12 protein-coding genes and 1 tRNA gene are annotated in these 13,723 nt (G+C 69.0%); 4 read left to right on the top strand and 9 right to left on the bottom strand.

Annotated elements, in window-relative coordinates; genetic code table 11:
• Window positions 1–96 precede the first annotated feature (96 nt).
• The gene (locus QH276_RS00770; protein ID WP_033243922.1) at window positions 97–420 is read right to left on the bottom strand and encodes a WhiB family transcriptional regulator; all 324 of its coding nucleotides are present in this window, start codon (window positions 418–420) and stop codon (window positions 97–99) included.
• Between the two features lie 418 nt (window positions 421–838).
• Between QH276_RS00770 and QH276_RS00775 the strand changes: the two genes are divergently transcribed.
• On the top strand, window positions 839–3,148 hold the full coding sequence (locus QH276_RS00775) for a penicillin-binding protein (protein WP_432278747.1): 2,310 nt from the start codon (window positions 839–841) through the stop codon (window positions 3,146–3,148).
• Between the two features lie 83 nt (window positions 3,149–3,231).
• On the opposite strand, the gene QH276_RS00780 is transcribed toward QH276_RS00775, so the two are convergent.
• The gene (locus tag QH276_RS00780) at window positions 3,232–3,696 is read right to left on the bottom strand and encodes a GatB/YqeY domain-containing protein (protein ID WP_280402305.1); all 465 of its coding nucleotides are present in this window, start codon (window positions 3,694–3,696) and stop codon (window positions 3,232–3,234) included.
• Between the two features lie 204 nt (window positions 3,697–3,900).
• Between QH276_RS00780 and QH276_RS00785 the strand changes: the two genes are divergently transcribed.
• Window positions 3,901–4,863, top strand: a complete 963-nt coding sequence (locus tag QH276_RS00785; protein WP_280402304.1) for a metallophosphoesterase — start codon at window positions 3,901–3,903, stop codon at window positions 4,861–4,863.
• 84 nt (window positions 4,864–4,947) lie between these two features.
• Window positions 4,948–5,021 (top strand) — tRNA-Pro (locus QH276_RS00790).
• 100 nt (window positions 5,022–5,121) lie between these two features.
• Here QH276_RS00790 and QH276_RS00795 read toward each other — a convergent pair.
• Entirely contained in the window at window positions 5,122–5,748 is a 627-nt protein-coding gene (locus QH276_RS00795; protein WP_280402303.1) for a GNAT family N-acetyltransferase, read from the bottom strand.
• A gap of 137 nt (window positions 5,749–5,885) precedes the next feature.
• Window positions 5,886–6,470: a TetR/AcrR family transcriptional regulator gene (locus QH276_RS00800; RefSeq protein ID WP_280402302.1), complete on the bottom strand. Its 585-nt coding sequence runs from the start codon at window positions 6,468–6,470 to the stop codon at window positions 5,886–5,888.
• Window positions 6,471–6,573: 103 nt separating this feature from the next.
• On the opposite strand from QH276_RS00800, the gene QH276_RS00805 reads away from it, so the two are divergent.
• The gene (locus tag QH276_RS00805; protein ID WP_280402301.1) at window positions 6,574–7,869 is read left to right on the top strand and encodes an FAD-dependent monooxygenase; all 1,296 of its coding nucleotides are present in this window, start codon (window positions 6,574–6,576) and stop codon (window positions 7,867–7,869) included.
• 252 nt (window positions 7,870–8,121) lie between these two features.
• On the opposite strand, the gene QH276_RS00810 is transcribed toward QH276_RS00805, so the two are convergent.
• The 5 genes from QH276_RS00810 to QH276_RS00830 all read right to left on the bottom strand — a co-directional run bounded on the left by QH276_RS00810 (window position 8,122) and on the right by QH276_RS00830 (window position 13,617).
• Window positions 8,122–9,411, bottom strand: a complete 1,290-nt coding sequence (locus tag QH276_RS00810; protein ID WP_280402300.1) for a glycerate kinase family protein — start codon at window positions 9,409–9,411, stop codon at window positions 8,122–8,124.
• Window positions 9,412–9,444: 33 nt separating this feature from the next.
• Complete coding sequence (locus QH276_RS00815) at window positions 9,445–10,941, bottom strand: SLC13 family permease (protein ID WP_280402299.1); 1,497 nt, start codon at window positions 10,939–10,941, stop codon at window positions 9,445–9,447.
• Window positions 10,938–11,600, bottom strand: coding sequence for a response regulator transcription factor (locus QH276_RS00820; RefSeq protein ID WP_280402298.1), 663 nt, complete (start codon window positions 11,598–11,600; stop codon window positions 10,938–10,940). Before QH276_RS00820 ends, QH276_RS00815 begins: the two co-directional genes overlap by 4 nt.
• 3 nt (window positions 11,601–11,603) lie before the next feature.
• A complete protein-coding gene (locus tag QH276_RS00825) occupies window positions 11,604–13,019 on the bottom strand; it encodes a sensor histidine kinase (protein WP_280402321.1) in 1,416 nt (471 codons plus the stop codon).
• 163 nt (window positions 13,020–13,182) lie between these two features.
• Window positions 13,183–13,617: a hypothetical protein gene (locus QH276_RS00830; RefSeq protein ID WP_280402297.1), complete on the bottom strand. Its 435-nt coding sequence runs from the start codon at window positions 13,615–13,617 to the stop codon at window positions 13,183–13,185.
• Between the last annotated feature and the right edge of the window lie 106 nt (window positions 13,618–13,723).

Below are 13,723 nucleotides of genomic sequence, written 5' to 3' on the forward strand. Positions count from 1 at the left end.
CCCCCCCCGCCCCCCCCCCCCCCCCCCCCCCGCCCCCCCCCCCCCCCCCCCCCCCCCCCCCCCCCCCCCCGGCCGGTAATCCAATCGGAAATTCCCTTACATCGCCATCTGGTGCTGGCGCTGGGCGTTGAAGAAGTCCGCCCAGGAGGTCACCTCGGGATGCTGTTTGAGCAGCGCCCGCCGCTGCCGCTCGGTCATCCCGCCCCACACGCCGAATTCGACCCTGTTGTCCAGGGCGTCCGCCCCGCATTCCATCAGGACCGGGCAGTGCCGGCAGATCGTCGCCGCTTTGCGCTGGGCGGCGCCGCGGACGAACAGCTGATCGGGATCCACTTCCTTGCATCGGGCCTGGGAAACCCAGGCGATCCTTGCTTCGGCCTGCTCTACATCCAAGCGAGCGACGGGGGTTGTCATGTGCATTTGGTGTGCCCCTTTGCCAGTCCGAACACCGGGTCACGGCGCTCCGGAATCGCGTGTACTCCGCAGCAACCCGAACCCCGCTGCGAAGTGCACCACATTCCACATTGAGTGTTAGCTCTATCACACTGAGCTCTCAATCTAGGTAAAGGTATGCCGCGAGCGCAAGACCGGATGATGACTTTTTGGTACGACCGTCCCTGCGGCCTCCGCCCCGTTGCCCGCCCCCACGGTCGAATACGCACGTCAGGAGCCGTCACCCGGACCCGCCCCACAATCGGCGAATCCGGATACACAACACCGAATGTCCACACGTCACGGACGCCGGACGGCCACCCTCTACCCTGGTGCTGTGCCGATCACACGTGCGCTCCTCAAGCTGGCGGGCAGCTGTGTACTCGCCTCCGTACTCGTTGCCGGAATGTTGTTCCCGGTCGCCGGAGGTTTCGGATTCGTCTCGAACCGCGCCGCCGACGCCGTCGACAACGTATCGGCGGAACTGGTCGAGGGAACCGTGCCGGCCGTCTCCACGATGGTGGACGCGGCCGGTAACCCCATCGCCTATCTGTACGAGCAGCGCCGCTTCGAAGTGCCCAGCGACCAGATCTCCAACGATATGAAGCTGGCCATCGTCTCGATCGAGGACAAACGCTTCGCCGACCACCACGGCGTCGACTGGCAGGGCACCATCCGCGCCTTTCTCACCAACACCAGCAGCGGTGAGGTCCAGCAGGGCGCCTCGACCATCGACCAGCAGTACGTGAAGAACTTCAACCTGCTGGTGGTCGCGAAAACCGATGCCGAACGCCGCGCCGCCATCGAGACCACCCCCGCGCGCAAGATCCGCGAGATCCGGATGGCCCTGACGCTGGACAAGGAACTCAGCAAGGACGAGATCCTCACCCGCTATCTGAATCTGGTGCCGTTCGGCAACTCCTCCTACGGCATCCAGGACGCGGCCCAGACCTACTTCGGCATCGACGCGAAAGACCTGAACGTCGCGCAGTCGGCCATGCTCGCCGGCATGGTGCAGAGCAGTTCGAAACTGAACCCCTACACCAACCCGGAGGGTGTGACCGCCCGGCGCAACACCGTCCTGGACACCATGATCCAGAACATCCCCAGCCGGGCCGAGGAATTCCGGGCCGCGAAAACCCAGCCGCTGGGCGTACTGCCCGAGCCGAAGGGACTGCCGCAGGGTTGTATCGCCGCCGGCGACCGCGGTTTCTTCTGCGACTACGCGCTGCAGTACCTGGCCGAGGCCGGATTGAGCCAGGAGCAGATCCAGAAGGGCGGATATCTGATCCGCACCACCCTGGACCCGGCCGTCCAGGATTCGGTGAAACGTTCGGTCACCGAGCACGCCGACCCGCATCTGCCGAATATCGCCTCGGTCATGTCGCTGATCGGCCCGGGCAAGGAGAAACATCCGCTGCTGGCGATGGCCAGTAGCCGCACCTACGGGTTGAACCGGGAAGCGCACGAGACTCTGCTCGCCCAGCCGTATTCGATGGTCGGCGACGGCGCCGGCTCGGTGTTCAAACTGTTCACCACGGCGGCCGCGATGGAAAAGGGCATGGGTATCAGCGCCCAGCTCGACGTTCCGGGCCGGTTCGACGCTCGCGGTATGGGTAACGGCGGCGCCCCCGGCTGCCCGCCCGACACCTACTGCGTCGAGAACGCCGGTAACTACCGGTCGCCGATGTCGGTGACCGAGGCGCTGGCCACCTCGCCGAACACGGCCTTCGTGAAGCTCATCCAGGCTGTCGGCGTCACCCCCACCGTGGATATGGCCGTCCGGCTCGGCCTGCGCTCCTACACCGAACCGGGCAGTTCCGGCTTCGACAACCAGAGCCTGGCCGACATGATCAAAGGCCAGAACCTCGGGTCGTTCACCCTGGGCCCGGTCGCGGTGAATCCGCTGGAGCTGTCGAATGTGGCGGCCACCCTGGCCTCCGGCGGCACCTGGTGCCCGCCCTCGCCCATCGCTCAGGTCATCGACCGGTACGGCAAACCGGTTCCGCTCACCGAGCAGGCATGCGAGCAGGTCGTCGAGCCCGGTCTGGCCGATACGCTGGCCAATGCCATGGGCAAGGACCACGATCCGGGCGGCACCGCCGGCGCGGCGGCTTCGGCTACCGGCTGGAACATGCCCGTCGCGGCCAAAACCGGGACCACCGAGAGCCACCGCTCCTCGGCCTTCGTGGGCTTCACCAATTCGCTGGCCGGCGCCGTCTACGTCTACGGCGACAGCCCGACTCCCGGAGAGATCTGCTCGTTCCCGCTGCGCAACTGCCCGGCCAGCGACGCCAACGGCCTGTTCGGCGGTAACGAACCCGCCCGGACCTGGTTCAAGGCCGCGAAGGACGTTTCGGGCAACTTCCCGCCGCCCGCACTGCCGCCGGTCGACGAGAAATACGTCCGCGGCTCGGCGAATGCGCAGGTACCCGATGTGGTCGGGATGACGGCCGGCGAGGCGACCGCCGCGCTCACCGGCGCCGGCTTCAAGGTCACCTCGGTGACCTCGCCCGGCTCGGCGCCGAAGGGCACCGTCACCGGTTCGACCCCGAACGGATCGGCGATCCCGGGCTCGCAGGTGACGATCTACCTCAGCGACGGCACCATCCGGCAGGCACCGGAGCCGGGACGTCCGCCCGCGCCGGCCCAGCCCCCGCCCGGTATACCGCTGCCGCCGTTCCTGCCGCCGATCCCCATCCCGATACCCCGGTGATCACCCGGCAATGACTGTGCCCCGGGTCCGCGCGATCAGCGCGCCCGGGGCACAGTGCTGTCACTGCCGCTGAGGCGCCGCGATCACAGGCGCGCTTTCACCGCCGCCGAGATCCGCGACCCGTCCGCCTTCCCGGCGGCCAGCCCGGTCGCGACCTTCATGACCTGCCCCATCTGCCGCTTACCGGGCCGCTCACCCAGTTCCTCCGCAACCTGGGCGATCGCGGTATCGGCGAGGTCGGCGACTTCCGCGTCGGTCAGCTGGGTGGGCAGGTACTCGTCGATGATCCGCGCCTCCGCGTGCTCGTTGGCCGCGAGCTCCCCGCGACCGGCCTGGGTGTAGACCTCCGCGGCTTCGTTGCGCTTCTTCGACTCCTTGGTGAGTACGGCGACGACCTCGGCATCGGAGAGCTCCCGCGCTTCCTTGCCGGCGACCTCCGCCGTCTGGACGGCGGCCAGCAGCATTCGCAGCGTGTTCAGCCGCAGCGAATCCTTCGCCTTCATCGCGGCGGTCATATCGGCGCGCAGCTTCGATTTCAGTTCCGACATGGGCGCAACGGTAGCCGCTGCACCGCGCCACGCCCATCGGATTATCGCTCCGCACCGGGCGTGTCCACCCTGGGTTATCGCATTGTTTCCCAAGGCCACGGGCCCGGTGACCAGCCCGGTGAGCAGGTAATCGGCCCGCCACAGCACCGTAACTGTGGCTGAACACGCTGCGCGCGGGCCGTCCTGGTCACCTATGCTGGGCAAATGCCCGTGATCTCGACGTCGGCCCTGCGCCGGACCGCGTTCGGCGCAGCCGGAGCCGCGGCTGCCGGAGTCGGCTACGCCTCACTGATCGAACGCAATGCCTTCGTGCTGCGCGAAGCGACCATGCCGGTCCTGCGGCCGGGTTCCGCTCCGCTGCGGGTGTTGCACATCAGCGACCTGCATATGACTCCCGGGCAGAAGCTCAAACAGCAGTGGCTCCGCGAACTGGATCGGCTCGAACCCGATCTGGTGATCAATACCGGAGACAATCTGTCACACCAGAAGGCCGTACCGGCGGTGGTGCAGTCGCTGGGCCCGCTGTTGTCGCGGCCCGGTCTGTTCGTCTTCGGCAGCAACGACTACTTCGCTCCGGTGCCGAAGAACCCGCTGAAGTACTTCGACAAGAACCACAAGCGAGTGCACGGCGCCCCGCTGCCGTGGAAGGATCTGCGCGCGGCGTTCACCGAACGCGGCTGGCTGGACCTCACGCACACCCGCCGCGATATCGAGGTGGGCGGTATCCGGATCGCCAGCGCCGGCGTCGACGACCCGCATCTGCAACGCGACCGCTACGACACCATCGCCGGTGCCCCCAATCCGCTCGCCGACCTGCGCCTGGGTCTCACCCATTCGCCGGAACCGCGCGTGCTGGACCGCTTCGCCGAGGACGGTTACGACCTGGTCCTCGCCGGCCATACGCACGGCGGCCAGCTGTGCCTGCCCGGCTACGGCGCCCTGGTCACCAACTGCGATATCGACCGGTCGCGGGTTAAGGGCCCGTCCAAATGGGGCGCCCACACCCGGCTGCACGTCTCCGCCGGTATCGGCACCTCCCCCTGGGCGCCCTACCGGTTCTGCTGCCGTCCCGAGGCGACTCTGCTCACCCTCGTCGCGGTGCCGCCGAAGAAACCGGCCGCCGATTCCGGCCGCGGCAGGTCCACGTCGCAGGCCGTGGCACGGTAGATCCCACAGCCCGGAAAACCGGCCCCGAGCTGCCGGTTTCTTTTCCGGACCGGACCTGATGTAAGCTACGTCAGGTCCGCTTCACGGGGTGTGGCGCAGCTTGGTAGCGCGCTTCGTTCGGGACGAAGAGGTCGTGGGTTCAAATCCCGCCACCCCGACTCGTGTTGGTCGAGACACGATAAGGCACCTGGCCACGGTTTATGGTCAGGTGCCTTTCTCGTTCCCGATAACACCACGTACCGCTCTGACGGCGCGATCTCAGACGCCGGCGGTGTGCCGCCCGGGGTGCTGCTCGAGCTTCATCGACAAGAGTTCGGAGAATCCGGCGCGCTTGGCGAAGCGTGCTTTCCGGCGCTTGTAGACCGTGAAGCCGAGCTTGGTGTAGACGGCGAGGGCGGAGGCGTTGGTGTCCTTGATGTCCTCGAGTACGTACTCGCTGTATCCGGGCAGCGCCAGCAGGTGACGCAGCAGGGCTGTGGCGACGCCGCGGCCCTGGTAGGCCGGTTCGGTGGCAACGAACCCGATTTCGGCGCGTCCGGGGCGGGCACCGTCGGTGGGCGCCATGAACCAGCGCCGGATCACCACATACGCGAGCAGCCCGCGTACCGGCCCGAGGTGGCGCCGGATCTCCGCGCGGCGCGGTGCGAACAGTGTCTGGTCGCCCTCCGTGAGAGAGGCGAGGCCGGCCGGCTCACCGTCGACGAGCGCGATATAGAACCGTTCGAGCAGCAACATATGTTCGAACGCGTCGGCCAATGTGCCGGTGTCGCGCGAGAACGCGACGAAATCCGCCGCGAAGCTGCGCACGTACACCTCGGTGATACGGCGCCGGTATTCCGCGCCGAGCCGGTCACCTCGCTCGACCACGACCATTGTCTCGACCATTCCAGCCCGCTTCACTCGCCGTACCAGGTACGGGTTCGACCGTATCGTCCCGCGCAACGCCTGCGGCCGTGCCGGTTTCACGTTGTATGTGAGGAAAGCGAAGGCCCCCGCGCCTCCCGGTGTCCGGGCGGTGAGTTTCACGAAGTGCCGTCCCCGCTCTGGGTCAGGGCTGCCAAGGCCGCGCCGAGTTCCGGTCCGCCGGGCAGTGCACCGTCCGGGTTGCTCATCCAGTGCATCACCAACCCGTTCAGCAGAATCATGTATAGCCCGGCCAGGGCACGGGCCTGTGGTGGGTCCAGATCCGGATAGGTTTCGGCGAGCGTGGTCGCTATCTCGGCCGTCCCGAAATCACTCAGTTCCCCCATCCGGGCCTGTTCGCTCGGTGTGCGGTGGATCCGGACCAAGTTCTCCACACTCGCTACCAGCACCTCCCGATTGCGTTCGAACAGCTCCGCGATGCCCGCCCAGACCTGTGGGAACGCGGCGCCGGGCGATTGTCCCGCGGTGGCGCGGATCCGGCGTTCGAGCTCGTCCCCGATCACCCGGCCGGTCTCGTCGGTGAAGGCCTCGGTGAGCAGCCGGTCCTTGGAACCGAAGTGGTAGCCGATGGCGGCGAGGCTCACCCCTGCGGTGGTGGCGATGTCCCGGGCCGTGGTGGCAGCGAACCCGCGCTCGTAGATACAGGTACGCGCGGCGGCGAGGAGATCCTCCTTGTTTCCCATACCCCCACCCTACCGCTCGTCTTAGACGATTGTTCTAGACATTCGTGCTACACCGTGTTAGACATTTGTCTAAGACATTCGAACAAGCCTGAGCGAGGAAACGATGACCACAAGCCCTACCGCCCTCCGGGTCCTGATCTCCGGCGGCGGGATCGCCGGCAACGCCGTCGCGCTGCAACTGTCCCGCGCCGGTATCCGGCCGACCGTGATCGAACGCGCCCCCGCTCCCCGGCCGGGCGGTCAGGCCGTCGATCTCCGCGGTCCGAGCCGGACGGTCGCCGACCGGATGGGCCTGATACCCGGAATCCGCCGGTATCAGCTCGACGAGCGCGGCATGCTGCATGTCGACAGCGCCGGGCGCGAAATCGTCCGGATGCCCGCGGATCTCTTCGGTGGCAACGGCGCGGTCGCCGAAATCGAGATCACCCGCGGCGATCTGAATCGAGTTCTGCTGGACGCGATTGCCGATGCCGTCGGCGAACCCGGCAATCCGGGTGTCGACTACCGATACGGCGAATCGATTCGTGACCTGCGCGAATTCGGTGACAGCGTACGGGTCGACTTCGCTTCGGGCACCACCGGGGAATTCGACCTGGTGATCGGCGCCGACGGCCTGCACTCGGCGACCCGGCGGCTGGCCTTCGGACCGGAAGAACAGTTCAGCACTTACCTCGGCGCCTACACGTCGTACTTCACCATGCCCACCCCGGCCGGTATCGAACCGCACTGGATGACCATGTATTCGCTACCCGGCGGAATCGTCGCGGGGGTGCGCCCGGATGCCGACCCGGCAACCGCGAAGGCGATGGTCACCATCCGGACAGACCGCGATCCGGCGCTCCAGAGCGATACCGCGGCCCAGCGGGAACTCATCCGGGCAAGCCTCGCCGCCGGCGGCTGGGTGACCGGCACCATCCTCGACGCGATGGACCGGGCCGAGGATTTCTATTTCGACGAGATCGCGCGGATCACCATGCCGGACTGGACCACCGGACGGATCGCGCTGGTCGGGGACGCCGGGTACTGCGGGTCGCCGATGAGCGGGCAGGGCACGGCCATGGCGCTGGTCGGTGCCTATGTGCTGGCCGGGGAGATCGCCCGCACCCCGCACGACCCTGCCGCCGCACTGGCCCGCTACACCGAGATCCTGCGGCCGTTCGTAGAGACCGCACAGCAGTTGCCGCCAGGGGGCGTGAAAGGTATGGCCCCGCGCACGAAGATGGGGATCCGGGCCGCCCACGCCTCCGTCCGCCTCATGACCTCGCGGCTGATGCAGCCGCTGATGACCCGCATGCTGTCGCAGACCGACAGCTACACCCTGCCCGAGTACCCGGCCGGGACAACGGTGCCGATACACCTCCGCGCCGGCGCCGATACCACTCGCACGACACCACACTGACCGCTGAACGCCTCCCGTTCACGTACGCGATCAGCAGCGGTCGCCCGGATCGCATGCCATCTCTTCGAGGGCTTCGGCGGCCGTAGTCCCAGCCGCGAGATCGACTTCAGCCACCGCAGGGCCTGCGCACCACCCGCCACCGCGTAGGTGATGTTGCCCGGGATCCGGCCCACGTCCGGGAATCCCGGACGCCACGCCCGCCGGCCGCGCGTTCTGAAGGCCTGCCCGCGCCGGCCACTGGACCCGTCCACCTCACCGATGTTGTCCGCGGGCCCGGCCGCGGGCAGCCGGGATACGCGGTCCGGTGGCGCGCCGGCCGCCCAACGCGGCGGGCCGGCTCGCTCCGCGACTCATCCGCGCCGAAAGTGCACCACCGACCAGCAGCATCCGCATCATACGTTCGGCGGCATCGGTGAGCAGGCGTTCGGCATCGGCGACCGCGTCGGCGAGGGCCATCGGTACGGGGAGGATGGAGGCGATGGCGCCGATACCGACATCGTGGACGAGCGGCGCACCCTCCCCCAGCGATCCGGCCAGCGCGACCACCGGCACGCCCTGGGAGCGGGCCCGGCGGGCGATTTCGGCGGGCACCTTGCCGTGCGGAGTCTGCAGATCGATCGCGCCTTCGGCGGTGATCACCAGATCTGCGCGGGCGATCCGGCGGTCCAGGTCGGCCCCGGTGAGGCCGGAATCCAGCAGGGCGTCGAAACGGGAGCGCAGCACCGCGCCCAGCCCACCCGCCAGTCCCGCGCCGAGTCCGCCGGACGCACCGGTGACCGGCCCGGTGCGCAGGTCACCGGCCGCCCGGCCGTCGCGTTCGAGGATTGCCGCCCAGTTGTCCAGCGCGAGCGACAGCGCTTCGACCTGTGCGGGTGTGGCGCCCTTCTGCGGTCCGAACATCCGCGCGACACCGCGCGGCCCGCAGAGCAGGTTGTGCGGATTGCCCGCCACCACGATTTCGGCGTCCGCCAAGCGGGGATGCAGGCCGGACAGGTCGAGACGCGCTGCGCGCGCGAGTTCGGCACCACCGCAGCCGATTTCGCCACCCATCTGGTCGAGGATGCGTGCACCCAAGGCTCGGAGCGCGCCGGCACCACCGTCGCAGGTCCCGGAATCGCCGCAGCCCACCACAATTCGCCGCGCACCCGAGTCCAAGGCCGCGGCGATGAGCTGCCCGACTCCGAAGGTGGTGGTGGCGCCCGGGTCCCGGCGGTCGCGCGGCACATGCCGCAGACCCGCCGCGGCGGCCACCTCGACCACGGCTGTCTGCGCGGCCGGATAACCGAGCCGTGCCCACTGTGCCCGCAGCGGGGTACCCACCGGCCCGGCCACCTCGAGGTGATGCAGAGTCCCGCCGGTCGCGGCGGCGAGCATGGCCGCGGTGCCTTCGCCACCGTCGGCGATGGGGGCGAGATCCACATGCACGCCCGGCAGGACACGGCGCAGACCGGCGGCGATGGCGTGCGCGACGGGCTCTGCCCCGAGACTTTCCTTGAACCCGCTGGGCGCGACGAGGATGCGCTGGGGAACGGGTAATGCCATGGTGGTGCCTTTCGAGAGAGCCGACCACGCGGGTCAGGGGTTGGGACTCAGTCCCAGGTATGGCCAGACCCAGACCGCGAAGACGAGGAGCAGGGCCACCGACAGCGGGGCGAGGACGGCGGAGTAGCGCAGCAGATGTTCGGGCCGGAATCCCGGAACGGTGTCGGATGCGGCGAAAACGGTCATCGGTTTCGCCGAACTGGTCATGGTGTGGCAGAAACCGGCCGCCGCCGTCGACAGAAAGGCCGCCGCGGCCGCATCCACACCGACCGCCGGAGCGGTCGCGACGATGATCGGCACGAGTACGGCCGAACGCGCCGACCGCGACTGGATCATCAAGTGGGCCAAGAGGGAGACGACCACGGTCAGTACCAGGAAGACCGCACCGGCCGCGGATCCCAGCGCACGCACCGGGTCGAAGACGAGGCCGGCGAGCCAGGCGGAGGCGCCGCTGGTCGTGAGGGCGATGCCCAGGCAGAGCGTGGCGGCCATGAACAGCAGCAGAGTCCACGGGATGGTCTTCGCGGCGGCGGGCAGCGTGGTCGCGCCGATCTTCGGCGCGGTCACGAGCAGGGCACCGAGCACCGCGACCACGGCCGGATCCACCCCGTGCAGCGCTTCGGTGCACCACAACACCACCACGGCCGCGAGCGCACCGAGCACCCGGCGCTGAGGCACGGACAGCGGCCCCCGCGCCGGCGCTCCCGCCGCCTCGGCGAAGGCCGCCGCGGGCACGGTGAGCGGGGTGCGCCGCTCGTCGCGGTCGGCGTACAGCATCAGCGCGATCTCCGCGGCCAGATGCGACCACACCACCGCGAGCGGGAGGCCCAGGATCAGCCACTGCACGAAGTCGTAACCGGTACCGGTGGCCGTCGCGACGATCTCGCTGGTGATGAGATGGGCGCCCGCGCCGAGCAGCGAACCCACCGCCGAGACCAGAATGACCGACGGGATCCCCACCGCGAGCGCCAGCACCAGCTGCGGCCGCTGCCGCAGCACCGCGGCGAGCGCCAGGAAGACCGGTAGCGCCAGGGCGGCGCGGCCCGAGGTCGCCGGGATGGCGAAGGTGGTCACCAGCAGGACGACCGTGAGCAGATGCATCAGCTGCCGTGGGGTCCGGGCGAGGGTGAGCACCCGCGCGGCGATCCGCGCCGACAGCCCGCTCGCGGTGACCGCCGCGGCGATCACGAACGACCCCACCAGCAGCCAGATCACCGAATCGCCGAGGGTTCCGGTGAAAGTCTCGGTATCGATCGGCCCGGTGACCACGAGCGCCACCGCAGCGCCGAGCGCGACATAGGTGTCGGGCACCGGCGCGAAAACCCACATCCAGATGGCGACCACGAACACCACGAGCGTGATCAGGGCTTCGCGGCCGAGGTCGCCGGCCGCCGCGGCGGCGAGAAACCCCAGGCATACAAGGATTCCCGCGATCGCGGCCAGCAGGGGCGCCCAGGCGGGCTCCCGGGCGGGTGGTGCGCCGGCCGGTGGGCGCCGGCGGGGTGCGGTCCGGAATTCGGTCGGGGTCACGAGAGCCGGTACCCCATCCCGCGCACGGTGTGCAGGCGCTGGGCGCCGATCTTGCCCCGCAGCGCCCGCACATAGACATCGACCACGTTGGAGGCGGGGTCGAAATCGTAGCCCCATACCTGGCCGAGGATCTGTTCCCGGCTCAGGACCTGGTCGGGGTGGCGCAGGAATACTTCGAGCAGGCCGAATTCCCGGGCGGTGAGATCCACGGTCCGCCCGTCGATATGCACTCGCCGGGAGCGCAGGTCGAGGGAGAGGCCGTTGTGCGACAAGGTGATCGACGGCGCACCCGCGGTCGATTCGTCCTGGAGGCGCAGCCGTACCCGGGCCAGGAGTTCGGCGAACTGGAACGGTTTGGTCATGTAGTCGTTGGCGCCGCCCTCGAGCCCGGCGACCGTATCGTCGACGCTGTCGCGCGCGGTGAGCACCACCACCGGGGTTCGCACACCCTCGCCACGCAGCCGGCGCAGCACGGTGAAACCGTCCATCGAGGGCAGCCCGATATCGAGGATCACCATGTCGAAAGCGCCGGATCGGGCCATCAGCAAGGCGGTTTCGCCGTCGGCGGCATGCTCGGTGGTGTATCCGGCGGCGCGCAGGCCCTTGCCGACGAACGACACGATGTGCACATCGTCTTCGGCGATCAGGATCCGGCTCATCTCCTACCCCTTGCGTTCGTTCGGATCGGCGGTGTCGCGGCTTGCGGGATACGCCGGGTCGGCCGGCAGATCGAGTCCGAAGGTGGCGCCGTCGCCGGGCACGCTGCGCACCCAGGCCGACCCGTGGTGCGCATCGGCGATCGCTCGCACGATGGCCAGGCCGAGTCCCGCACCGGACCTACGATCCGTCCCGGACCTGTCGGCCGGACGGCCGCGCCGGAACCGGTCGAAGATCACCGGTGCGTCTTCCGGAGCGACACCCGGGCCCTGGTCGGACAGCCACAGCGACAGCGTGCGATCCGGCTCGGTACCGCTGAGCCGGCAACCCAGCTGCACGGTGGTGCCGTCGGCGGAATGCGCTACGGCATTGGCCGCGAGCTGCAACATCGCTTGGGTGACCCGCTGCGCGTCGATCCACGCGGTGCCCTCGGCCACCTCCATCAGATGCCAGCGCCGGTCCCCGAGAGTTTGTACCTTCGATTCGATATCCAGCATGGTCTGCGCGATATCGACCGGGCGCCGGACGACGAAGTCCGGCTGTTCGGCCTTCGCCAGCATCAGCAGATCCGAGACCAGCCGCCCCATCCGGTTCAGTTCGGAATCGACCAGGGCCAGCGTGCGCCGCCGTTCCTCCGGGTCTTCGGAAAGCAGTTCGAGATGCCCCCGGACCACCGTGATCGGCGTGCGCAGTTCGTGGCCGGCGTCGTCGACGAACTGCCGCTGGGTCGTATAGGCGTGTTCGAGGCGGTCGAGCATATCGTTGAAGGTCTCCGCCAGCGCCGCGATATCGTCGCGCCCCTCGACCGGAACGCGTGCGGTGAGGTCTGTTTCCCCGATTTCGGCGGCCACCGCGCGAACGGTGCGCACCGGCAGCAGGATGCGACCGGCCACCAGATAGGCGACGCCGGCGATCAAGGCCAGCCCGGCCAGCGAAACTCCGGCGATCGTGCGCATCATCCGGTCGACACCCGCCCGCCCGACCTCGGTGAACGCGGCCACCACGAACGAACCCCGGTCGGCCTCGGATTCGACGTCCACCCGGCCCCACCGCATCTCACCGGCCGGCGAGTCGACCACCCCGGAGGTCCGGTCACCTGACACGGTGGCGGTGAACAGGTTCGGGTCGGCGGCCACCGCCGCGGGTACGTTGCCCCGGATACCACCGAGCTGCCGGCCCTCCACGATCCCCACCATCACCTCGCCGTCGTAGGGGGACTGCCGCAGCAGATAGGTTTCGAGCAGCCTTTCCACCGAGGTGAACGGTTGGGTGGTGGTGGGGTCCACGCCCTCGGCGGCGAAGGTGCGGAATTCGTCGGCCTCCTGCGCGATATCGGCGTTCGCCCGGGTGTTCACATCGCGTAGCAGCAGGTTGCGGGCGGTCACCAATACCACGACCAGCAGCAGGAAGGTCGTGAGCATGATCCAGGCGGTGATCTTCCAGCGGGCCGGTAACCGGGAGCCGCGCCGCCGGCGGACCCGCTGATCGAGCGCTGCCGGGTGGCCGGCAGCGGTCCGGAAAGGTTCGGGCGCGGGTTGGCGCAGGGTCGGCTCCGAGGTGTGGTCGGTGCGAGCGGGGTCGAGCTCAATCATCGCTGTCGGACGGTCCGTCCGTATCCGGCTGATCGTCCGCGTCGTCGTCGAATCCGTCGTCGGCATCGTCATCGCCCTGCTGCGGTACCGGTGCCGGAGCCACCGGTCCGGGCGCCGGCGCGGGAGCTGCGGGCCCGGGGGCGGGCGCGGGCCCTGGAGGTGTAGCGCCGGGAGCCGACGGCCCGCCGGGCGAGCCCGGTGCCGGTTGCGGTACGGCGCCTTCCCGTTCACGAGGGGCCGGCTGTCCCGGTTCCGACCCGGTGCCCGGCGCGGCCGGTGCGACCGAGCCGTCCGGCGCAACGCTCACCGAGACCGAGGATGGATCGAGCTCCGGCTCCGGCGAACGGGTCAGCGCGAAACTCACCAGCACCACGGCGGCGGCACCGGCCAGGACGAGGACAGCGGCAAAAGAACGAGAACCGGACATAACAGTCACTATGCCGAACCCCGATGATCCCCCCGTGAGGCGCGGATGAGGATTTCTTCATCGAACACGAAACGGGCCGCCCGGCGCGTAGACAGATTAGTAACGG

The organism is Nocardia carnea (genome assembly GCF_029869215.1).
Taxonomy (GTDB): domain Bacteria; phylum Actinomycetota; class Actinomycetes; order Mycobacteriales; family Mycobacteriaceae; genus Nocardia; species Nocardia carnea_B.